General features: G+C 71.4%; 16 protein-coding genes. 6 read left to right on the top strand and 10 right to left on the bottom strand.

Features of this window, described 5'->3' with window-relative positions; translation table 11 throughout:
• Window positions 1-45: 45 nt before the first annotated feature.
• Window positions 46-1,542, bottom strand: coding sequence for an OmpP1/FadL family transporter (locus VFH59_RS11900; protein ID WP_325165118.1), 1,497 nt, complete (start codon window positions 1,540-1,542; stop codon window positions 46-48).
• Window positions 1,543-1,742: 200 nt separating this feature from the next.
• On the opposite strand from VFH59_RS11900, the gene VFH59_RS11895 reads away from it, so the two are divergent.
• A complete protein-coding gene (locus tag VFH59_RS11895) occupies window positions 1,743-2,030 on the top strand; it encodes a YcgL domain-containing protein (RefSeq protein ID WP_325165117.1) in 288 nt (95 codons plus the stop codon).
• A gap of 64 nt (window positions 2,031-2,094) precedes the next feature.
• A complete protein-coding gene (locus tag VFH59_RS11890; RefSeq protein ID WP_325165116.1) occupies window positions 2,095-5,532 on the top strand; it encodes an ankyrin repeat domain-containing protein in 3,438 nt (1,145 codons plus the stop codon).
• Window positions 5,533-5,621: 89 nt separating this feature from the next.
• On the opposite strand, the gene VFH59_RS11885 is transcribed toward VFH59_RS11890, so the two are convergent.
• The gene (locus VFH59_RS11885) at window positions 5,622-7,433 is read right to left on the bottom strand and encodes a monovalent cation:proton antiporter-2 (CPA2) family protein (protein ID WP_325165115.1); all 1,812 of its coding nucleotides are present in this window, start codon (window positions 7,431-7,433) and stop codon (window positions 5,622-5,624) included.
• 89 nt (window positions 7,434-7,522) lie between these two features.
• Here VFH59_RS11885 and VFH59_RS11880 point away from each other — a divergent pair, with 89 nt between their 5' ends.
• Window positions 7,523-8,359 (top strand): glutaminyl-peptide cyclotransferase, encoded by an 837-nt coding sequence (locus VFH59_RS11880; RefSeq protein WP_325165114.1) that lies wholly within the window; start codon window positions 7,523-7,525, stop codon window positions 8,357-8,359.
• A gap of 55 nt (window positions 8,360-8,414) precedes the next feature.
• Here VFH59_RS11880 and hemB read toward each other — a convergent pair whose 3' ends face one another.
• The 5 genes from hemB to VFH59_RS11855 form a co-directional block, all read right to left on the bottom strand.
• The gene (gene hemB / locus VFH59_RS11875) at window positions 8,415-9,407 is read right to left on the bottom strand and encodes a porphobilinogen synthase (protein WP_325165113.1); all 993 of its coding nucleotides are present in this window, start codon (window positions 9,405-9,407) and stop codon (window positions 8,415-8,417) included.
• 295 nt (window positions 9,408-9,702) lie between these two features.
• Window positions 9,703-10,935 (bottom strand): ABC transporter permease, encoded by a 1,233-nt coding sequence (locus VFH59_RS11870; RefSeq protein WP_325165112.1) that lies wholly within the window; start codon window positions 10,933-10,935, stop codon window positions 9,703-9,705.
• The gene (locus VFH59_RS11865) at window positions 10,932-12,155 is read right to left on the bottom strand and encodes a hypothetical protein (RefSeq protein ID WP_325165111.1); all 1,224 of its coding nucleotides are present in this window, start codon (window positions 12,153-12,155) and stop codon (window positions 10,932-10,934) included. The genes VFH59_RS11870 and VFH59_RS11865 overlap by 4 nt, the downstream gene beginning before the upstream one ends.
• Window positions 12,155-14,047, bottom strand: coding sequence for an HlyD family secretion protein (locus tag VFH59_RS11860; protein WP_325165110.1), 1,893 nt, complete (start codon window positions 14,045-14,047; stop codon window positions 12,155-12,157). Before VFH59_RS11860 ends, VFH59_RS11865 begins: the two co-directional genes overlap by 1 nt.
• Entirely contained in the window at window positions 14,028-14,705 is a 678-nt protein-coding gene (locus VFH59_RS11855; protein ID WP_325165109.1) for an ABC transporter ATP-binding protein, read from the bottom strand. The genes VFH59_RS11860 and VFH59_RS11855 overlap by 20 nt, the downstream gene beginning before the upstream one ends.
• A gap of 136 nt (window positions 14,706-14,841) precedes the next feature.
• Between VFH59_RS11855 and glk the strand changes: the two genes are divergently transcribed.
• Entirely contained in the window at window positions 14,842-15,858 is a 1,017-nt protein-coding gene (gene glk, locus VFH59_RS11850) for a glucokinase (protein ID WP_325165108.1), read from the top strand.
• A 52-nt stretch (window positions 15,859-15,910) separates the two neighbouring features.
• On the top strand, window positions 15,911-16,594 hold the full coding sequence (locus VFH59_RS11845) for an HAD family hydrolase (RefSeq protein ID WP_325165107.1): 684 nt from the start codon (window positions 15,911-15,913) through the stop codon (window positions 16,592-16,594).
• 14 nt (window positions 16,595-16,608) lie between these two features.
• Here the strand turns inward: VFH59_RS11845 and VFH59_RS11840 are convergent, their stop codons facing one another.
• The 3 genes from VFH59_RS11840 to secB all read right to left on the bottom strand — a co-directional run bounded on the left by VFH59_RS11840 (window position 16,609) and on the right by secB (window position 21,326).
• Complete coding sequence (locus tag VFH59_RS11840) at window positions 16,609-19,632, bottom strand: DEAD/DEAH box helicase (protein WP_325165106.1); 3,024 nt, start codon at window positions 19,630-19,632, stop codon at window positions 16,609-16,611.
• A gap of 149 nt (window positions 19,633-19,781) precedes the next feature.
• Window positions 19,782-20,807, bottom strand: coding sequence for an NAD(P)H-dependent glycerol-3-phosphate dehydrogenase (locus tag VFH59_RS11835; RefSeq protein WP_325165105.1), 1,026 nt, complete (start codon window positions 20,805-20,807; stop codon window positions 19,782-19,784).
• 12 nt (window positions 20,808-20,819) lie between these two features.
• The gene (secB, locus tag VFH59_RS11830; protein ID WP_325165103.1) at window positions 20,820-21,326 is read right to left on the bottom strand and encodes a protein-export chaperone SecB; all 507 of its coding nucleotides are present in this window, start codon (window positions 21,324-21,326) and stop codon (window positions 20,820-20,822) included.
• Window positions 21,327-21,625: 299 nt separating this feature from the next.
• Between secB and rpmB the strand changes: the two genes are divergently transcribed.
• The gene (gene rpmB / locus VFH59_RS11825) at window positions 21,626-21,862 is read left to right on the top strand and encodes a 50S ribosomal protein L28 (RefSeq protein ID WP_209619039.1); all 237 of its coding nucleotides are present in this window, start codon (window positions 21,626-21,628) and stop codon (window positions 21,860-21,862) included.
• Window positions 21,863-21,919 lie beyond the last annotated feature (57 nt).

The raw sequence follows: 21,919 nt of genomic DNA, 5'->3' as shown, positions 1-21,919 counted from the left end.
AAAAACCTCCCCGCTCGCGCGGGGAGGTTTTCGGCAAGCGACGGATCAGAACTTGTACTGCGCCGACAGGCTCAGCAGGTTGCCGTAGTCCTCGAAGTTGCCGGTCAGCACGTCGCCGGTGCTGCTGGTGGCATTGACGTGCGCGTTGTTGACGAAGATGTGCGCATACGAGGCGTTGATCTCGAAATGCTCGCTGGCCTTGTAGCCCAGGCCGACCGCGGCGAACTTGCGGGTCGAGTCGGGCACGCGCGGCGTGCGGGTGGCGTTGTAGGTCGGCGTGGTGTCCACCGAGACGCCGGCGCGCAGGGTCAGCTTGTCGTTGACGTAATAGTCGCCACCGATCGCGGCATACCAGGTGTTGCGCCAGTTGTAGGTTTCCACGCTGTCGGGCTGGGTATTGCCGTACTGCACGCGCAGTTCCTTGAACACGTCCCACTTGGTCCAGGCCAGGTCGACGCCGAGGCCGAACCTTTCGCCCTGGTGCCAGTAGCTGGCGCTGGCGGTGGCCGGGGTGGTGAAGTCGGCCCTGCCGGTGGTGTGCTCGAAGGGCGGGATGGAGCTGGCCAGCTGCGGGTTGGCCAGCAGCGCGTCGTAGCCCGGCGTGCGGGTGAAGTTGCCGGTGCCCTCGAGGGTGTGGTCGATCTTCGAGCGGTAGTTCAGCGACAGCTTGTCGTTCGGGGTGAGCTTCCAGCGCGCACCCACCTGCCAGCCGTAGGCGGTGTCGTCGCCCTTGATGCGCGCGTACCCGTCCACGCCCGCCGGGGTGGCGGCCGCGACGGCCGCGGCGGCGGCCTGGCCCTGCTGCATGGCGGCCTGGATCATGGCGGCCGCCTGGTCCGGCGGGATCTGCCCGGCCGCGGCGGCGGCCTGGATCTGGGCAATGCCGGCCTCGGTCTGCGCCTGGATGCCCTGCTGGATGCCCAGGCCGACCGCGTTGTAGTTGATCGCCGAGGTGAGCTCCGCGGAGGTCTTCTGCGCGATCACGCTGGCGCCCAGGGCGAAGTTGTCGGTCACGTCGAACGAACCGGACAGGGTGGCGTCGAGCGACTCGAACTTCGACTTCAGGCCGTTGTAGCGTCCCTTCCAGCTGTTGCCGTACTCGGTCTGGAAGCCGAACGGCACGGAGAAGCCGAAGCCCAGGTGCACGCGATCGGAAACCTTGGTGGCGAAGAACAGCGCCGGCACGGGCAGGGTGGTGCCGGCGTCGCCGCCATCGCCGCCGCTGATCGGGCGGCCCAGCGCGTCAGTCGCGGTGCCCTTGAAGCGGGCACTGAAGTTGATGGCCGTGACGTCGGCCTGCAGATAGGTCCCGTCCAGGTCGCTCATCGCCGCCGGGTTGTTCACCACCACCGAGGCGTCGCCGCCGGCGGTCGCCGAGCCGGCATAGGCGCGACCCATACCCTTGGCACTGTTTTCCTTCAGCTGGAAGGCGCTGGCATGGGCCGCCTGCGGCAGCGCCAGCGCACCGGCGACGGCAAGGCTCAGCGCGGCCAGCGCCAGGGGCCGGGCAGCGCCCGGAAGGGAACGAAAAGACATAGGCATCGCTAAGCTCCTGCTTATCTTGGGACGCGGCTCGGGGTGGCAACGGAGACCGTCGCGGCTGTTTTCATACGCGCGTTTGAGGCCCCCGCGCGACACTCTGCCCAGCCGCCCGGGGCCTTGCAAGTGCGACCGCAGCATTTGTGGAGCACGCTGCTACCCTTCGCGTCCCCGCCCCACGCCACCGCCCTCGGAGTCGTCCCATGCACTGTTTCGTCTATGCCAGCCAGCGCAAGCCCGACACCTACGTGTGGCTGGCCGCGCGCGACGAGTTCGGCGCCATCCCCGAATCACTCTCGCTGCTGCTCGGCGACCTGCGCTTCGTGCTGGAGGTGCAGCTGGACGAGCAGCGCCGGCTGCCGAACGAAGACAGCCGCGTGGTGCTCGATCACCTGCAGACGCAGGGCTGGCACCTGCAGCTGCCGCCGCAGGAGACGCTCGCGGTCGCCAACCAGCCGCAACGGAGCATGCCGGACGATCGCGACGAATGATTCGTGGCCGAGGAGTTAACGTGACGTTACCGTCTGGGCTGCCAACGCTTCCTATACTCGCGCCATGAACGAGCCCCGATCGCGCCACCGCCCGCCGCCCCTGCTCAAGGGAGCGGCCTGGTTCCTGCCCGGATGGATCGCCGTGGCGATCGCCGCCCTCGGCGCCCACCCGCTGGCGCTGATCCCCCTGCTTCTGGCCAACGCGCTGACCATGGCGGCGGTCTCCCACGCGATCGGCTTCGATCCCGAACCACGCTTCGGTCGCACCGTGCTGCGCCGGGGTGCCGCGCACCTGGTGATGTTCACCGGCTACGTGGCGCTGGTGTTCCTGCTGATCGCCTGGCCGATGCTGGAACTGCGCCAGCAGCCGACCCTGGGCGGCGTGCTGTTGCTGGCTGCCGCGCTGGTGGTGGCGCTGGTCTCGCTGTGGCGCGTGTGGCCGGCGTTCGGGCTGGTGTTCCTGTGGGATGACGCCTATCCCGCGCAGAGCGACGGCTCCTGGATCTTCACCGCGACCGCGCGCAGCCTGGCGTTCGGTCGCCACCTGGCCCGCGAGGAGCGCTTCTTCAGCCATTTCCTGCCGGCGGCGTTCGCGCTGCTGGTGCTGGCCTATGGCGCCATCGCACTGACCGGCCTGTACGGCGTACTGCCCTCCGAACTGCGCACCGTGGCACTGGCCATCTACGGCCTGGCCGTACTGCCGCTGGGCTGCCTGGTGATCGCCAACCGTACCCTGCGTGCGCTGCTGTGCGAGCGCACGCGACCGCGCCGCCGTGCCGAGGACGCGCCACTGCCGTCCGGTTTCCCGGCACCGCCGGCGCCGCCTCCGGCCGCGCTCAGCGAGGAAGAACGCATCCCCGGCGCGCCCGCGCAGGGCACCGCCCTGCTCGCGGCAGCCCGCGACGGCGACATCGAGCGCGCACTGGCCCTGCTGGAGGCCGGCGCCGATCCCGACACGGCGCCCGCGCCCGGCGAGCGTGACCAGCGCCCGGTGCTCACCCTGGCCGCCCTGCTGCCGGACACGCGCCTGCTGCGCGCGCTGATCGCCAAGGGCGCCGATGTCAACCGCGCCAGCGGCGGCCTGACCGCCCTGCTCGCGGCCACCCGCGACAGCTGGCACGGTCGCGCCGAGGCGGTCATGACCCTGCTCGCCAATGGCGCCAGCGCGCACGCCACCGACGGCGAAGGCAACACTGCGCTGCATGGCGCCGCATTGAGCGAGGAGCCGATCGTCGCCGCGATGCTGCTGGACGCCGCCGCGCCGGTGAACGCGCTCAACAAGGCAGGCGTCAGCCCGCTTGCCGCCGCCTGCCGCGCAGCCAACTGGCCGCTGGCGAGGTACCTGCTTGAGCACGGTGCGAAACCGGCCCCCGCCGAGGGCGAGCCGGCGCTGGTCGCCGCCGCCGGGATTGCGGACGACGACCCCACCGGCGTCAAGCTGCTGCTCAAGCATCGCGCCAACGTCAACGCCACCGACCCGCACCACCGCAGCGCGCTGATGGCCGCCGCCGCCGAAGGCCACCTGCAGATCGCCCGCGCGCTGCTTGCCGCCGGCGCCGATCCGAACCTGGCCGATCGCCACGGCAGCACCGCCCTGATGGAGGCCGCGCGCAGCGGCGCCAGCGAGCTGGTGCAGGTCCTGGCCGAGGCGCACGCCGATGCCCGCGCCCGCGACAGCCACGATCGCGACGCCCTCACGCTCGCCTGCCAGTCGCCGCACGCGCAAGCCGCGACGGTGCGCGCGCTGCTCGCGCTCGGCGCCGAGCCCAGGCGTCCCGGCAGCGACGGCCGCAGCGCACTGGACCACGCCGCGTCCGCCGGGCGCTGGGACCTGGTCGCGCTGCTGGATCCGGAATCCCCGTTGCCGGCCAGCCTGGGGGATGACACGCAGGATCACGACGACACGCCGACACGGCTGCTCGAGGCCCTGCGCCAGGGCCAGTGGGCGGTGATCGCCGCCTTCTCCGAGCGCGCGCGGCGATGGCCCCAGGCGCAACTGGCGCAGCTGTATCTGGACCTGTCCGCGCCGGGGCTGGGCGCGGCTCGCCGCTGGTTGCTCGACCATGGCCTCGAGGCGGAAGCACGGCTGCCTGCGACGGAAGCCGGGGAGGCGCCTCGGGCGCCCGGCCGGCGCCTGTTCGACGCGCTGCTGGTGCAGCTGCCCACCTCCACCGAAGCCGTCGACGACCTGCTCAAGGCGGGCGCGAGCCCGGCCGGTACCGGCCTGCTCGCCCAGGCGCTGGGTGCGCTGGGCGATGGCGCCCAGGGCGCGGCGCTGCCGCTGAAACTGCTCGCGGGCGGTGCCGACGCCTTCGGCCCGGATGCACGCGAGCGCACGCCGCTGCACCTGGCGGCGCTGCATCGCCATGACGCACTGCTCGAGAACCTGCTGGCCCGCGGCTGCAACCCGAACGCACGCGACGGCGCCGGCCGCACCCCCTTGTTCGCCGCGATCGAGCACGGCGAGCGGGGACTGGGACTGGTACGCGCACTGATCGCCCACGGCGCGGACGCCGAGGCTACCGACGCCAATGGCGAAACGCCACTCGGCCTGGCCCTCGAGCACGGCGCCGTCCAGCACTGGCTGGACTGGGGCGACTGGGCACGCCCGCCACGCGCCCTGACCGCCGGGGACCTGCCGACCGCCGCCCGCGCGGGCGCGCTGACCGCGGTCGAGCGCCTGCTCGAACTCGGCTTCGACGTGGACACCCGCGATGCCCAGGGCGCCACGGCACTGCTGCATGCCTGCGGCGCCGGCCACCGCGAGATCGCCCTGCGCCTGCTCGAGGCCGGCGCGGATGCCACGCTGGCCGCCGGCACCGGCGTCACCCCGCTCGCCGCGGCGGTGGGCGCCCGCCGTGACGCGCTGCTCGGCGTGCTGCTCGACCACGGCGTGGACGTCGACCAGCGCCTGCCCGGCGAGAGCACCGCACTGATGGTCGCCGCGGCGCTCGGCTATCCGGAGCTGGTCGAGCGCCTGCTCGCCGGCGGTGCCGACGTCCACGCGGCGGACATGCGCGGGCGCACTGCGCTGCACGCGGCCGCGCAGTTCGGCTTCGAGCATAACGACAGCCTGCGTGCACGGCGGCTGTTCGACGTCCTGTTCAAGCACGGCGCCGACGTCAACCGCGCCGACAACGAGGGCAAGACGCCACTGCTGCTGTTGCTCGGTGCGCAGTTCAAGCCCGGCACCGCCTGCGACGCCACCCACCTGGCCGCGCTGCTGCCGGTCCTGCTCGATGCCGGCGCCCAACTGGAACACGCCGACCAGCGCGGCGTCACCGCGCTGCACGCCTGCGCCATGCACGCGCTGCTGCCGGCCGCCCGCGTACTGCTCGCCCGCGGTGCCGACCGCCAGGCCGCCGACGGCTTCGGCCGCACCCCGGCGGACGTCGCGCGCCACCTGGGCCTGGTCGACATCGCCCACGAACTGGCCGCGCGCAGCGGTGCCGTGCCCAGCGTGCGGCAGATGCTGCGCCAGCCGGCGCAACCGGCGGACTGATCCCCGCTCCCCAGGCTGAAGCCATCTCCTGCGGGAAGCGGGTCCGGCTGGAACCCGAGCCCGCGCCGCCCAGGCCAGCCAACGCGTGGCTACGTGGAAGGCGGCGACGGCTGCGGCCGCTCCTCCCGCTCGGCATCCGCCTCGAACAGCTGCTCCAGGTCCGCCAGCGCCTCGCGCGTGGTCTGCACGATCCTCGCGTCGTCGTCGTACACCAGGTACTGCCGCTTGAGCAGCTCGGCATCCTGCTGGCGGAAGCGTTCCACGCGCGCGGCGGCCACGGCCGGCGCCATGCCCAGGGCTTCCAGCGTCATCTGCGTCATCTGCAGGCTGGAACACAGCGTCTCGCGCACCGGCTCGTCGATCCCCAGGTCCATCAGCCGCCACACGTGCTGGCGATTGCGCGCACGGGCGATGACCTTCAGGTGCGGGTACTGCCGCCGCACCAGCCGGGCCACGCGCAGGCTCGATTCGGGATCGTCGCTGGCCAGCACGAATACCTCGGCTTTGTTGGCCTGTGCCGCGCGCAACAGTTCAGGGCGTGCCGGGTCGCCGTAGAAGATGTCGTTCCAGCCGCCGAAGCGTTGCACCAGGTCGATCTGCTCGACCGAATGGTCCAGCGCGACGAAGCGGATGCCCTGCGCGCGCAGCACGCGCGCCACGATCTGCCCCATCCGGCCGTAGCCGGCGATGATCACCTTGGGCGTCTCGGTCTCGATCGTGTCGTACTCGCGCACCGCCTTCTTCGGCCGCGCGCCGAGCAGCCGCCCGGTCAATGCCACCAGCAGCGGCGTCAGCGCCATCGACAGCGTGATTGCGAGCACCAGCCGGCTGTGCAGCGTGCCGTCGAGCACGCGCTGTCCCGCGGCGAGGTTCAGCACCACGAAAGCGAACTCGCCCCCGCTGGCCAGCAGCACCGCCAGACGCAGCGACTCGCCACGATCGAGTCCGGCAACCAGTCGTCCCAGCGGCCACAGCAGCACGCCCTTGACAAGCAGCAAGCCGGCGACCAGCGCCAGCACACGCAGGGGTTCGCCGAGCAGCAGCGAGAGATCCATCGACATGCCCACGCTGATGAAGAACAGCCCCAGCAGCAGGCCCTTGAATGGTTCCAGGTGCGATTCCAGCTCGTGCCGGTACTCCGAATCGGCCAGCAGCACGCCGGCCAGGAAGGCGCCGAGCGTGGACGACACGCCCACCCGTTCCATCAGCCACGCCGTGCCCATCACCACCAGCAGCGCCGTGGCGGTGGACACCTCCACCGCGTCGGCCTTGGCGACGAAGCGGAAGACCGGCCGCAACAGATAGCGCCCGCCGACCACCACGGCGACGATCGCACCCACCGTGCGCAGCACGCCTGCCAGCTCCACACCGTGACCGCCCGAACTCGCCAGCAGCGGCACTGCCGCGATCAGCGGAATCGCCGCCAGGTCCTGGAACAGGAGGATCGCGAACGCCTGGCGCCCGTACGCCCAGCCGGCCTCCTTGCGCTCGGCCAGGATCTGCAGGCCGAACGCCGTTGACGAAAGCGCCAGGCTGCCGCCGACGATCACCGCGGCCGGTCCGCTCAGACCGGCCCAGGCGAAACCGATCGCGCCGATCGCCATCCCGCAGGCCAGCACCTGCATCAGGCCGGTGCCGAACACCGCTCGGCGCATCACCCACAAGCGCTGCGGCGAGAGTTCCAGGCCGATCACGAACAGCATCAGCACCACGCCGAACTCGGAGATCGTGGCGACCCCTGCGGTATCGCTGACCAGCCCCAGCATCCGCGGCCCGATCACCATGCCGGCCAGCAGGTAACCCAGCACCGAGCCCAGCCGGAAGCGCTTGGTCAGCGGCACGGCGATCACCGTCGCCAGCAGGAACACCAGCGCGGTTTCGAGGTAGTGATGGCTTTCCACGCGCGCGACGCCTTGTAGGGGATGGGCGCGATTATTCCACGCCGGCCCGGGCCCATTGCCGGCCCACGCGACCATGGGATCATGGGCGCATGAAAACCGTCACGCTCGCCGTCGCCGGCCTGCTGTTGCCGTGCCTGGCGCCCGCCGCGTCCATTCCGATGCAGGGCTACGCGGTCGTGCACGCCTTCCCGCACGATCCCTCGGCCTATACCGAAGGCTTGTTCTACCGGGACGGCTATCTCTACGAGGCCACCGGCACCGTCGGCGCCTCATCGGTGCGCAAGGTGGAGCTCGCCAGCGGCAAGGTGGTCCAGCAGGCGGCCACGCCGTGGCCGGATTACGGCGAGGGCATCGTGGCGTGGAAGGACCGGCTGATCCAGCTGACCTGGCAAGACCACGAGGGCTTCCTGTACGACCTGGCCACGCTGACCCCGCGCGCGAAGTTCGCCTATCCGGGCGAAGGCTGGAGCCTGACCACCGACGGTACGCACTTGATGATGAGCGACGGCACGCCGACCATCCGCCTGCTCGATCCGCTCACCCTCCAGCAGGTCGGCCATCTCGACGTCACGGCCGACGGCACGCCGCTGGCCAACCTCAACGAGCTGGAGTGGGTGAAGGGCGAGCTGTATGCCAACGTCTGGCTGACCGACCGCATCGCGCGGATCGACCCGAAGACCGGGAAAGTGATCGGCTGGATCGACCTGGCCGGCCTGGCTCCCGCGCCCGAAACACTCGCCGACCCCGCCAACGACGTGCTCAACGGCATCGCCTACGACGCGGCGCACGACCGCCTGTTCGTCACCGGCAAGCGTTGGCCACGGGTGTACGAAATCCGCCTGGGACCCGCGCGTTCAGTCGCGCACAAGGCCGCGCGTGAGCCTGTCGTCCACGCGCATTCGACGCGCCGGGTCCGGGGAGACTGAGGACTGGGCGCCCCTCAGGCGCTGCCGGCGGCCGCGCACAGGTGCGCCCGCAACGTCATTCGCCGCGCAGCCAGCGCGCGGCGTCGATGGCGTAGTAGGTAAGGATCGCGTCCGCGCCGGCGCGCTTGAACGCGGTCAGCGATTCGAGCACCACCGCTTTCTCGTCCAGCCATCCGTTCTGCGCGGCGGCCTTGAGCATCGCGTATTCGCCGGAGACCTGGTAGACGAAGGTCGGCGCGCCGAAGGCGTCCTTCACGCGGCGCAGTACATCCAGATAGGGCATGCCCGGCTTGACCATCACCGCGTCGGCGCCCTCGGCCAGGTCCAGCTCCACCTCGCGCAACGCCTCGTCCGAGTTGGCCACGTCCATCTGGTAGGTGTGCTTGTTGCCCTTGCCCAGGTTCGCCGCCGAGCCGACCGCGTCGCGGAACGGGCCGTAGAAGCCGGAGGCGTACTTGGCCGAGTAGGCGAGGATGCGCGTGTGGATGTGGCCGGCCGCTTCCAGCGCCTCGCGGATGGTGCCGATGCGGCCGTCCATCATGTCGGAGGGAGCGATGAAGTCCATGCCGGCCTCGGCCTGCGCCAGCGACATCTTCACCAGCGCCTCGACGGTCGGCTCGTTCATGACGTAGCCATGGGCGTCGATCAGGCCGTCCTGGCCGTGCGTGGTGTAGGGGTCGAGCGCCACGTCGCCGATCAGGCCAAGCTCGGGGTACTTCGCCTTCAGCGCGCGGGTGGCACGGTGCATCAGGTTGTCCGGGTTCCACGCCTCTGCCGCATCCTCGCTCTTGACCGACGGGTCCGGCGAGGGAAACAGCGCCAGCGCCGGGATGCCCAGCCGCACGCACTCGCCGGCCAGCTTCAGCAGCTCGTCGATCGACAGCCGCGCCACGCCGGGCATGGACGGCACCGGTTCGCGCTGCCCTTCGCCCTCGATCACGAACGCGACCATGATCAGGTCGCCCGGCACCAGGGTGTGCTCGCGCATCAGCGCGCGGGAGAAGGCGTCGCGGCGCATGCGGCGCATGCGGATGGCGGGGAAGTTCATGGGGGACCTGCGATGGTGCGGAAGGCGCCATTGTACGCCGCGGGGCTGAGGGAGCTCTGGTCTGCGGCGTTCCATCACGCGTCGGGAAGAGCCCCCGCTATCGGGTTGGAGGGGGTTCGGCGCTGCCGGATGTGCGGCTCCGCCCGAACCCCACCCGCCCTGCCGGAGACCCTCTCCCGGAGGGAGGTGGTCTCCGGCAGGTGCTTCGATTTCGGCGCTGTGCGCCTGCGCGCTCGGCACGGCTCGAGGGAGGCGCCGCCCGGAGCGCAGCGTCGCGGAGGCGAAGGCCGCCCGACTAGGCGTCGCGGATCGCCGCGATCGGGTCCAGCGCCGCCGCCTGCCGCGCCGGGTAGAAGCTGAACACCAGGCCTATCGCCAGGCAGGCGATCACCGAGGCGAGGATGCCGATCGGCTCCCAGGCCACCTGCCAGCCGGCGAACAGGGCGATGGCGTAGGCCAGCGCCGCCCCGAACAGCAGCCCGACCAGCGCACCTGCCGTGCAGATCACCACCGCCTCGCGCAGGAAGCGCACCACGATGTCGTGCCGGCGCGCGCCGATCGCGCGCAGCAGGCCGATCTCCCGGCGACGCTCGAGCACGTTGGCCAGCATGATGTTCATGATGCCGATGCCGCCCACCAGCAGGCTGACGCCGGCGATCGAACCCATCACGATGGAGAAGATGCGCTGGGTCTGCTGGTTCTGGCGGTACAGCTGCTGGGGCACGACCAGCTGGTAGTCGTCCTCCCCGGCATGGCGCTGGGCCAGCACCTGGCCCAGCACGCGCGCACCGTCGCCCAGCCGGCCGGGATCGGCCACGCGCAGCAGGAAGCGGTCGATCTCGTCCTCCATCGGCTGGAAGCGGAAGCGCGCGCGGGCGCTGGCCAGCGGGATGAAGATGCGGTTGCCATCGGCACCCAGCGCCACGCCCTCGAAGCGGTCCTGGTCCAGGTCGCGATCGGCCAGCACACCGACCACGCGCAGCCAGACGTGGTTGACCTTGAGCAGCCGACCCACCGGCTTGCCGTCGGGGAACAGCGCGTGCGCGGCCTGTGCGCCGAGCACGGCCACCGCGGCCAGGCGTGCATCGTCCTGTGGGCCGAGCGCGCGTCCCTGGGCCACGCGCAGGGACGCCAGCTCGAAGTAGGCGGAGCTGACGCCACTCACCTGCGCCTGGCTGGTCCCCGCGTCGCTGAAGACGCCCCAGGTCTTGATGCGCTTCTCGGCCGCATAGCGCTCGGCCGTGGGAACCACCACGAGCGCCGCGCGGGCATCGGCCTCGGTGAGACCCAGGCTGCGCGCGCGGGCCTCCTTGAGCGCGTCGCCCTCGGCGCTGTGCGCCTCGACGATCAGGTTGTGCAATCCCAGGCTCTCGACCAGCCTGAGCGCCTCGCGCCGGCTGCCGGCACCCACGCCCTGCATCGCCACGATCGCGCCGACGCCGAAGATCATGCCCAGCAGGGTGAGCAGGGTACGCAGCTTGCGCCGCGAGAGTTCCTCGATCGCTTCCCTCCAGGGCCCGGCCTTCATGCGCCCGCTCCCGCTGCGTGACTGCTGCCGGCCAGCAGGATGCGGTCGCCTTCGTGCAGGCCATCGAGTACCTGGGTCCGGGTGGCGCCGCGCGCGCCGAGCCGGAGCCTGCGCACCACCTCGCGGCCTGCGCTCAGCACGCGCACGGTGGCCGTGTCGCCGTCCCCGTCCCCGTCCAGCGCCAGGTTCGGCACGCTCATGCCGTGGGCGGTCTTCAGCAACTGGATGCCGCCGACGAAGCGCTGGCCGGGCGTCCAGCCGTAGCGGCGCGCGGCCTCGGCCGGCACCCTCGCCTTCATCAGCAGGTACTTGACCGGGCTCTCGCGGTCGCGCGGCTGCGCGGCCGCCGCGATCCACCCCAGGGACGCCGTGACCCGTTGCTCCGGCCGGCCCCACGGGTGCAACTCGACCGTATCGCCCACGGCAATCCCCTGGGCTTCGATCTGCGGCACGGCCAGCTGCACTTCGAGCGCGTCGAGGTCGGGCAGGCTGGCGAAGCTGAAGCCCGCCCACAGGCTGCTGCCGACATGCGGCAGTTCGTCGGACCAGTTGCGCTCGAGCACCAGTACCCCATCGTGCGGCGCGCGCAGCTCCAGCGCCTCGAGGTCCGCCTGCTTCTGCCGGGCCACGGTGGCGTAGGTGTCGCGTTGCGCGTCCAGCACGGCCAGTTCCGCCTTGCCGCGCGCGCTGGACTGTTGCTCGCGCCACTCCAGGATCTGCCGGCGCACGCCCAGGTAGGCCGCGTCCTGCACGGCGTCCAGGATGTCGTTGCGCGCGATAGCGGCCAGCGTGGCATGCGCGTAGCGCTGCGCGATGGTGAGCTGGCCGTCGACCTGGATCAGGTCCACGGCCAGTTGCCCGCGTTTGCCGGCCAGTTCATCCTGCTTGCCGGCGCGGGCGAGCAGGTTGCGCTCCAGGTCGATGCGCGCCTGTGCCAGGTCCTGCTCGCTCTGCGTGGCGGAGAAACGCGCCACCAGCTCGCCCCGGGTGACATGGCTGCCGTCAGGCAGCATCCAGACCAGCTGGCGTGGCGTCCATTGCTGGCCCGGCACCAGCAGCGGGGTGGCCTTGACCGCGCGCAGCTCGCCCTCGGCCCGCACGCTGAAGTCGAGTGGGCCGGCATGCGCCTGTTCAAGCACGATGTAGTCGGCCCTGGGCGCCCCGCCACAGGCGGAAAGTGCCAGCACCGCCGGCAACAGTGCGTACATGCGACGCAGCATCAGGCGCCCTCCCCTGCCGGCGGAATCGCCACCTGCACCGATTGTCCCGGCTTGAGTCCCGCGTGCAGGTCGCCGCGCAGCCGGATCAGCACGTCGACCACCGGGACCGGCTCGACCCGGGATTTGCTGTGGACGTTGTTGCCGATCGCCGCCACGGTCCCGTCCAGCCGCCGCCGGCCGCCGCCGGCGACCTGCACCTGCACGGCCTGGCCCAGCCGCACGCGCACGAGGTCGCGCTCGGGCAGCGCCGCGCGCACCGCCAGCGACGACAGCTCGGGCATCTCGCCGACCGACTGGCCGCGCCAGACCTGCGAGCCGTTGTCGATCTTCTCGCCATTCCACTTGGCTTCGTGCAGCAGGATGCCGTCGCGCGGCGCACGAATCGTGAGTGCGGCGACCGACCCCTGCAGCTCTGCCACCTCGTCGCGCAATTGCGCCACCTCGGCCGCGGCCAGGCGCCGCTCGGCGGCACGCGCCCGGCTGGCGATGCGCGCACGCTCGACGGTGAGACGCAGCTTCCGTTCGGCCTTGTCGCGCGCGACGACCAGCTTGCGGTACTCGATGCCGGCCACATAGTCCTTCGGCACGTCCGCCTTGCGGCGCGCCTTCTCGGCGTCGGCGTGCGCCTGCGCGGTCGCCAGTTCGGCCTCGCGCGCGCGATCGGCCAGATCGAGCCCGAGCTGCTCCTGCCTGCGCTGCTTCTCGGCCAGTTCGCTGCGCTTGGCCGTGAGGTTCTTGGCCAGCTCGCTGCCATCGAACACCACCAATGGCTCACCCTGCTTCACGCGTGCGCCGTCGGCCGCCATCTGGGTCACGGTGAGCTGCCACAGCCCGTCGACCGCGGGCGGCGAGATGGCCAGGCTGCGCTGCGCGAACAGTTCGCCGGCGATGCTCAACGGCGCACTGGCAGGCGCTGCCGGCGCCGCCCCGGGCGCTTCGGCCGCCGTGTCGACACGCACGCTCATGCCCGGACGCAGCGCCAGGCGGCTGTCTCCGTCGAAGGCGATGGCCACCTCGAAGTAGCGGCCGTCGCCCCATTCCTTGCGGGCGACCGGCGCCCCGGCAATGTCCCGGATGCGGCCGCGCGCGCGGCTGCCGGGCAACGCGTCGATCGCCAGCTGGACCACCTGGCCGACCTGGAGCCCGGCACGATCGGGCTCCAGCACCCAGGCTTCCACCGTGTAGCCGTCGCCCTGCCCGACCACCTCGCCGACCTTGTTGCCAGGGTAGGACGAGGAGCCTTCCTCGAAACGCCCCCCGTTGCCCAGCACGTTGTCGAAGCCGTGGATCACCGTGCCCGCGCGGGTGGCCCGCACTTCCGCCTGGGTTACCTGGTCCTGGTAGAACTGGAGCGACAGGCGCAGCTTTCCAAGCTCCAGTTCGCTGTCGTGGCGCCGGCGCACCACCGCCCCGGCCGCCTGCCGGGCCGCGTCGCGCCTGACCGCCAGTGCGCGTACGGTGCGCCGCAGTTCGCTCTGGTGGCGATCGTAGTTGAGTGCGGAGATCAGGCCTTGGGGCACCGCCGCATCCAGCGCGGCGGTATCGCGTTCGGCCTGCGCATCGGCGAGTGCGAGCTCGGCATCGGATTGCTTGAGCTCGAGCTCGGCGACCTCTTTCGCGTTCTTCGCGCCGGCCTGCATCAGCTGCGCCTTGAGCTTGCGCAGCTGGGCCTCGGCCGGGCCGGCATCGATGCGCAGCAGTACGTCGCCCTTGCCCACGCGCGTGCCGTCCGGCACGTAGTAGCGCAGCACTACCGGCGAGCTCATCGAGGGCGGCGTGTAGATGCCCTGCGCATCGTCCATGCGGACCTCGCCGCTGAACACGGTGGCGCCGGCCAGCAACGGCCACCCGAGCAGCACCAGCAGGAGGCACTCACGCCGACGCCGAATCAAACTCGATCCTCCCGTCGCGGATGCCGACCTGGCGCTGCGCGCGGGCGGCCACCTCGGCGTCATGGGTGACCAGCACCACGGTCTGGCCTTGCGCATGCACCTCGTCGAGCAACGCCAGCACGTCGGCGGCGCTCCTGGAGTCCAGGTTGCCGGTGGGCTCGTCGGCCAATAGCAGGGCGGGCGTCATCAGCAATGCGCGGGCGATCGCCACGCGCTGCATCTGGCCGCCGGAAAGCTGGCCCGGGCGGTGCCGGAGGTGCCGGCCGAGGCCCATGCGGTCGAGCAGTGCATGCGCGCGCGCCGCCAGGCCCGGGTCGGGGCCACGCAGGAAGCGTGCCGGCAGCATGGCGTTTTCCAGCACCGACAGCCGCGGCAACAGGTGGAAGGACTGGAACACGAAGCCGATGCGGCGGTTGCGGAAATCGCTGGCGCGTTCGTCGTCGAAGGTGGAGACGTCCACGCCCTCGAGCAGGTAGCGGCCGCTATCGGGCCGGTCCAGGCAACCGAGCATGTTGAGCAGGGTCGACTTGCCCGATCCGGAGGGCCCCACGATGGCGGTGAACTGGCCGCGCGGCACCGCGAAGCTGACTCCGTCCAGCGCAGCGATCGTCTGACCGCCCACCCGGTAGTGCCGGGTCACTGCCTCCATGCAGACCATGCATGCCTCCGCATCACACTCGACCGAGTGTCGCAATCGGGGACTGGCCCCCGCAAGTAGCCAGCCTGGCCGGTTTCCGATACCTTCCCCCGATTGCCGCCGCGCCCGCGACGCTGCGTCCACCAGAACGACCCGCATGAGCTTCGACACCCGACCCCCAACGCTGCTGGCCGACCTCGGCGGCACCAACGTGCGCTTCGCGCTCGCCGACGTCGGCGCCGCGCAGCCGCTCATGACCGACAGCGTGCGCCGCTATCGCGTGCGCGATTTCGCCACGCTCGCCGACACCATCCGCCAGTACTTCGCCGACACCGGCCTGACCGCGCCGCGCGCGATCATTGCCGCGGCCGGGCGCATCGCCGACGGCGAGACGGTGCAGATCACCAACAACCCGTGGGCGGTCGCCGCGCATGCACTGCAGGCCGACCTGGGGCTGGAGTCGGTGCGGCTGGTCAACGATTTCGCCGCGCAGAGCATGGCCGTGTCGCTGCTGCAGCCGGCGCACCTCAAGGCAGTCGGCGATCTCCCGCTGCCGCGGCTGGACCGCTGCGACCACCAGACCTTCGTGGTGATGGGCCCCGGCACGGGCCTGGGCGTGGGCGGGCTGCTGCGCCGCGACGGCCACTGCAGCGTGCTGGAGAGCGAGGGCGGCCATGCCGGCTTCGCCGCGCACAGCGCCGAGGACATCGCGATCCTGCACCGCCTCAACCAGCGCTTCGGGCGCGTATCCAACGAGCGACTGATCTGCGGCAATGGCCTGGTGAACCTCTACGGCGCGCTCGCCGACATCGCCGGCGAACCCGCGCAGGACTACACCCCCGAGGACATCACCGCCCACGCCGGCGCCGGCACCGATCCGCTGTGCGTGCGCACGGTGGAGACGCTGGCCGGAATCTTCGGCTCCGTCGCCGGTGACCTGGTGCTGACCCTCGGCGGCTGGGACGGGGTCTACCTGACCGGCGGGCTGCTGCCGATCCTGCTGCCCTGGCTGCAGCGCGGCGGCTTCCGCCAGCGCTTCGAGGCCAAGGGCCGCTTCACCGACACCATGCGCCAGGTGCCCACGATCGCCGTGCTGCATCCGGAACCCGGCCTGCTCGGCGCCGCCGCGCTGGCGGTGATGGACGCAGGCCGGCCGCTGCTGCCGAGGCCGTAGACGCCGCCTAGCCGGTCGGCCGGTACCCTCCCTGGACCACCGGAGGACACCGATGACCCGCCCGCGCACCGCTTTCCTGTTCGACCTCGATGGCACGCTGGTCGACAGCGTCTACCAGCACGTGCTGGCGTGGAAGGAGGCGCTCGATCGCGAAGGCATCGAGCTGGCGGTGTGGCGCATCCACCGCAAGATCGGCATGAGTGGCGGGCTGTTCACGCAGATCCTCTTGCGCGAGACCGGTATCGAGATCACCGACGAGCGGGTGGCGCGGCTACGCCGCTGGCACGCCGAGGCGTTCGCGCGGCGCGCCGAAGCCGGCGGCGTGCGCCCGCTGCCCGGTGCGCGCGAGTTGCTGGCCTGGCTGACCGACGCCGGCCTGCCGTGGGCCATCGCCACCAGCGGCCGCATGCAGACTGCCGCGCACAATCTGGAGGCGCTGGGCGTGAACCCGGCCAAGGTCCCGGTGGTGACACGCGACGACGTGCGCCACGCCAAGCCCGACCCGGACCTGTTCCTCGCCGCTGCCGCGCGGTTGGGCGTGGACATCCGGGATGCGCTGGTGCTGGGCGACAGCATCTGGGACATGCTCGCGGCGCAACGTTGCCGCGCCCTCGGCGTCGGCCTGCTCTCCGGCGGTTACGGCCAGGAGGAACTGGAGCGCGCGGGCGCCTTCCGCGTGTACGAGGAGCCGGCGGACGTGCTCCACCACATCGACGAGATCGCGGCGCGCGACTGAGTGGCCGCCGAGCGTCAGCCCGGCGCGAGCAAGGCGTCCAGGTCGTCCTGGTCGAAGCTGAGCTTCTCCCGCGCGCCGCCGCCTTCCAGTACCGCCTCGGCCAGCTCCGCCTTGCGCGCCTTGAGCTCCTCGATACGCTCCTCGACCGTATCGGCGGTGATCAGCCGGAACACGAACACCGGCTTGTCCTGGCCGATCCGGTGGGCACGGTCGGAGGCCTGCGCCTCGGCGGCTGGGTTCCACCACGGGTCGTAGTGGATCACGGTGTCGGCGGCAGTGAGATTCAGGCCCACGCCACCGGCCTTGAGGGAGAGCAGGAACAGCGGCACGTCGCCGTCCTGGAAACGCTGCACCGGCTCGGCCCGATCGCGGGTCTCGCCGGTGAGCATGACGTAGCGGATGCGCTTGCGGTCCAGCTCCGCGGCGATCAGCTTGAGCATTTCGGTGAACTGCGAGAACAGCAGCACCCGGCGCCCTTCGGCGAGCAGTGCCGGCAGCATGTCCATCAGCAGCTCGAACTTGGCCGACTCGCGCACCCCGCGCGCGGCCTCGAGCTTGACCAGGCGTGGATCGCAGCAGACCTGGCGCAGTTTGAGCAACGCATCGAGCACGACGATGCCCGAGTGCGCGATGCCGCGCTGGGCGATCACCTCGCGCAGTTCCTCGGCCAGGGTCAGGCGCAGGCTTTCGTACAGCTCGCGCTGGCGGCCGTCGAGCACCACGCGGCGGGTGATCTCGGTCTTGGGCGGGAGCTCGGAGGCCACCTGCGCCTTGGTGCGGCGCAGGATGAACGGGGCCAGGCGCCGGTTGAGCCGTGCCTGGCAATCCTGGTCGTGCTGCTTTTCGATCGGCACGCGGTAATGGCGACGGAACGCGCCCTCGTCGCCGAGCAGGCCGGGCACGGCCAGGTCGATCTGCGACCACAGCTCGCCCAGGTGGTTTTCCAGCGGCGTGCCGGTCAGGCAGACGCAGCGCGGCGCGCGCAGGCTCAGTACGGCACGGCGTGCCTGCGTACGCGGGTTCTTCACCTGTTGTGCCTCGTCCAGCACGATCAGCGCGAACGGTTGCTTGCGCAGGGTGACCACGTCACGCGGCAACAGCGCATAGCTGGTCAGCACGATGTCCTGCGTGCCCAGCTGCGAGAAGTCGCCGCTGCGCTGCGGGCCGTGCAGCGCCAGCACCTTGAGGCCTGGCGCGAACCGCGCGATCTCCGATTGCCAGTTCGGGATCAGGCTGGTCGGCACCACCACCAGCGCCGGTTGGGCCAGCGAGCCGCGCTGCTTCAAGGCCAGCAGGTGGGTGATCAGCTGCAGCGTCTTGCCCAGGCCCATGTCGTCGGCGAGCACGCCGCCGACGCCGGCCTCGGCCAGTGCGTTCAACCAGCGCAGGCCTTCGCGCTGGTACGGGCGCAGCTCCACCGTGAGGCCGTCCGGGACGACATCGCTGGCACGTTCGGCGGCATCGCGCAGGCGTGCGGTGAAGCCGCGCAGCGCGTCGGGCGCGCGCAATTCGCCGCCGCTGGGCAGGGCTTCGACCAGTTCCTCCAGCCGGCCGGCCTGCACGCGCGGGAGGTGCAGCTTCTTCTTCGGGCGCTCCAGGTATTCGGCCAGCGGCGCCAGCAGGCCGCGCAGCTCCTTCAGGCGCACCGGCACCCGGCGGCGCTCGTCGACCGGGGCGTACCAGACCGCATCCTCCGGTTCGTTCGGCGCCGGGCTAAGGTTCAGCTGGTGCTCGGCCAGCGCCTGGGCCACCGCGGGCAGCAGGTTGTGCCGCTTGCCTTCCACCTCGATGCCGATCTCCAGGTCGAAGGCGTGGTCGTCGTTGTCCTCGGTGGCGTTGCCGTACCAGCGCACCGGGCCTTCGAGCACCTCGAACGGGAAGCTCGGCGCGTAGTCGAGCTGGAAGCCCTCGGCCTCGAGCTTGCCGCGCAGCGCCAGCCAGCGCGCCGGCGTGTTCACTTCCAGCGCACCGGCATAGCCCTTGCCGGGGAACAGCCAGGCGTCCTCGGGCAGGGTATCGGCCAGGTCCCAGGGCAGGCCCTCGGTGTCCACCCCCGGGGTGAGGCCGGCGCGCTCGAGCTGCTCCATGGCCGAGAGCTCCTCCGCGCGCCGGCGCGTGATTTCGACCAGGTGGCCGTTGCGCACGCGGCGGACCAGCGGCTCGCCGCCGCGCCCCGGCAGGCGCTCGCCGGCGTAGTCGAACGCGAGCCGCGCATACGCCAGTGGCGGGGTGCCGGCGGCCAGGCGGGCGTGGCGGGTGAGCGCGTGCAGGGTCAGCACGGGCTTGGGGGCCAGTTCCGCGCGGCGCAGTTCGTCGAACACCTGCGGCGCGGGCAGGCGCTGGCCGAGCGGGCTGTTCTTCAGTGCCCTGAGCAGCGGCCGGCCGGCCTCGTGCCTGAGCGGCGGCAGGTCCAGCCAGTGGCTTTCGCGCTTGTCCGCCTCGAGCAGGCCCAGCGTGGCGCGCTCGGCGTCGAGGTACCACAGGCAATCCAGCCGCAACAGGCGCTGGTTGTGGCCGAGCGTGGGCAGCAGGCGCTGGCTGCCGTCCTGCTCCAGTTGCCAGTGCCAGTTGAGCGGGTGCGCCTTGCCGCGCGACAGGCGCAGGCCAGCCAGGCCGCCGAGGAAACAGGGCGCGGTATCGAGCATCTGCGCCAGCAGGGCATCCCCGATGTGGCCGGCCAGGCGCACATAGCTGCGGCCCTTGCGCACGCTCTGCGGCAGGCCGAGCAAGGCGGCGGCCAGGTGCTGTTCGTGCGGCTGCAGCGGCGCCTGGGCGAGGTGGCGGCTGTCCAGCGGGACCGGCCGCACGTAGCGGCCCTGCTCGGCCACGCCCAGCGCCACCGGGGCGACATCCAGGTGCGCCCAGGCGGCGCCGTCCTCCGGCATCACTTCCAGGAAGAAGCCGAGCACCTGGGTTTCGACCGGAGCCGGTGCCGGCGGTTTGAACAGGCGGCGCCAGGCCGGCGGCAAGCCGCCTCCGCCCATGTCCTCCGCCGGGGAGGCACGATCGGCAGGCTGCTTTTCGTCCGGTTGCTGCATGCGCGTGCGATCCGCCTTGCCGGCCAAAACCACGAGCTTAGCAAGGGGATGGGTGGTGTGCGCGTCGAGGGCGCAAGTTCGTGCGGGCGCATCCGCAGGGAGGCTGAGCCGAGCTCCTCCTCCCCGGCGGGGAGGAGGAGCCCGGGCGGTCAGGCGTTGCCGAACAGGCCCTGCGGGTACTCCGGCTTCTGCTCGCGCGCCATCAGCATGCGCACGCCCTCGGCCGGGGTGACCTCGCCGTGCAGCACGGCGCGCACGCCGTTGGCGATGGGCAGCTCCAGGCCGTGCTGCTCGGCCAACCGGGACACCTCGTCGGCAGTGACCACGCTCTCGACCACCTGGCCGATCTGGCGGACCGCCTCGTCCAGCGCGATGCCCTGGCCCAGCGCCAGGCCCAGCCGGCGGTTGCGCGACAGATCGCCGGTGCAGGTCAGCACCAGATCACCCAGGCCCGACAGGCCCATCAGCGTTTCCGGGCGCGCACCGAGCGCCAGGCCCAGCCGCAGCATCTCGTTCATGCCGCGGGTGATCAGGCCGGCGCGGGCGTTCAGCCCCAGCTGCATGCCGTCGGCCACGCCGGTGGCCACGGCGAGCACGTTCTTCATCGCACCGCCGAGCTCGGCGCCCAGCACGTCGTTGCCCGAGTAGGCGCGGAAGTTGGGCGCGTGCAGCAGCGCGGCCAGCGCCTTGGCGAAGGCCTCGTCGTCCGAATGCACGGTCACCGCGCTGGGCAGCCCCGCGGCGACCTCGCGCGCGAACGATGGCCCGGTGACCACCGCGGCCGGCCGGCCCGGCAGCTTCTGCGCCACCAGTTCGTGCAGGAAGCGGCCGGTGCCCGGCTCGAAGCCCTTGGTCGCCCAGGCGATGGCGGTATCGGGCCCGAGCAGTGGCGCCAGCTCGTCCAGCATCGTGGCGAAGGCGTGGCTGGGCACGACCACCAGCACGATGTCGGCACCGCGCACGGCCGCGGCCAGGTCCGGCTCGTAGGCGAGCGCGGCCGGAAGCTCCAGGTCAGGCAGGTAGCGGTGGTTGCGGCGGCTTTGCGCCATCGCCGCCAGGGCTGCGCGGTCCCGCCCCCAGAGGCGGGTCGTGACGCCGTTGCGTGCGGCCAGCGCGGCCAGCGCGGTGCCCCAGGAGCCGGCGCCGAGCACCGCGAGGATCGGTTGGTCCCGCATGGATTGTCGGCGTCAGCTGTTGAGCGTCGGCGCCTCGCCGCCACCCATCGCGCGGCGCTGCTGCTCCGCGAAGAGGGCGTCGAAGTTGATCGGCTGCAGCAGGAACGGCGGAAAGCCGCCCTCCAGCACCAGCGAGGAGATCACCTGGCGGGCGTAGGGGAACAGCAGGTTCGGGCAGTAGCTGCCGATGATGCCGGCGCGGTCCTCGTCGCCGAAGCCGGCGATGCCGAACACGCCGGCCTGGTGCACCTCGGCCAGGTAGGCGGTGCGCTCGCCGATGGTGCAGGTCAGGGTCAGGCTCAGCACCACCTCGTACAGGTCGTTGCCCAGGTCGGTGGCGCGCTGGCCGAGGTTCAGCTGCACCTGCGGCTGGAGCTCGTCGTTCTCGCCCATGTCCTGGAAGATCTGCGGCGCGTTGGGGGCCTCGAAGGAGACATCCTTGACGTAGATCTTCTGCAGCATCAGCTGCGGCATGGCCTGGCCGGCGGCCTGGTCGTTGACGGGCGTGACTTCTGCCATCGTGGAATCCCTCGAATTCGTGAGTGCGGCGGAGCAAAGGGGGCGATTGTTCCATACATCCGGTCGCCCCGCCACGGTTCGGAAGCCCGAGTGACTTGCGCAGGGTGCTGTTTTTCCGGGAGAATACGCGGCTCGATCCAGGACCGCCCCGGTCTCCCGGGCCTCCGCGACGCGATGCGGAGCACAAGCCGGTCCTTTTCGTGACGCAACACCCTCCAGCATCGCGTGGCGCCCGAGGCGCCGCTGGGCCGATGCCGTCCTGGCCAACGGGCGGTCAAATACCGATTACGGAGGCCCTCATGGCCCGTGTATGTCAAGTCACCGGAAAGGGTGTGCAGACCGGCAACAACGTCTCGCACGCCAACAACAAGACCCGTCGCCGCTGGTTGCCCAACCTGCACGAGCGCCGCTTCTGGGTCGCCAGCGAAAACCGTTGGGTGAAGCTGCGCGTTTCCAACGCCGCGCTGCGCACCATCGACAAGAATGGCATCGAGGCCGTGATCGCCCAGCTGCGTGCCCGCGGCGAGAAGGTCTGAGGATTGAACCATGGCTAACAAGACCCAAGACAAGATCCGCCTGATCTCCTCGGCCGG

This window comes from Frateuria sp. (genome assembly GCF_035695185.1).
GTDB lineage: Bacteria > Pseudomonadota > Gammaproteobacteria > Xanthomonadales > Rhodanobacteraceae > Frateuria_A.
The sequence above is the reverse complement of the archived record's forward strand: the minus strand, read 5'-3'. Positions and strand labels throughout refer to the sequence as shown.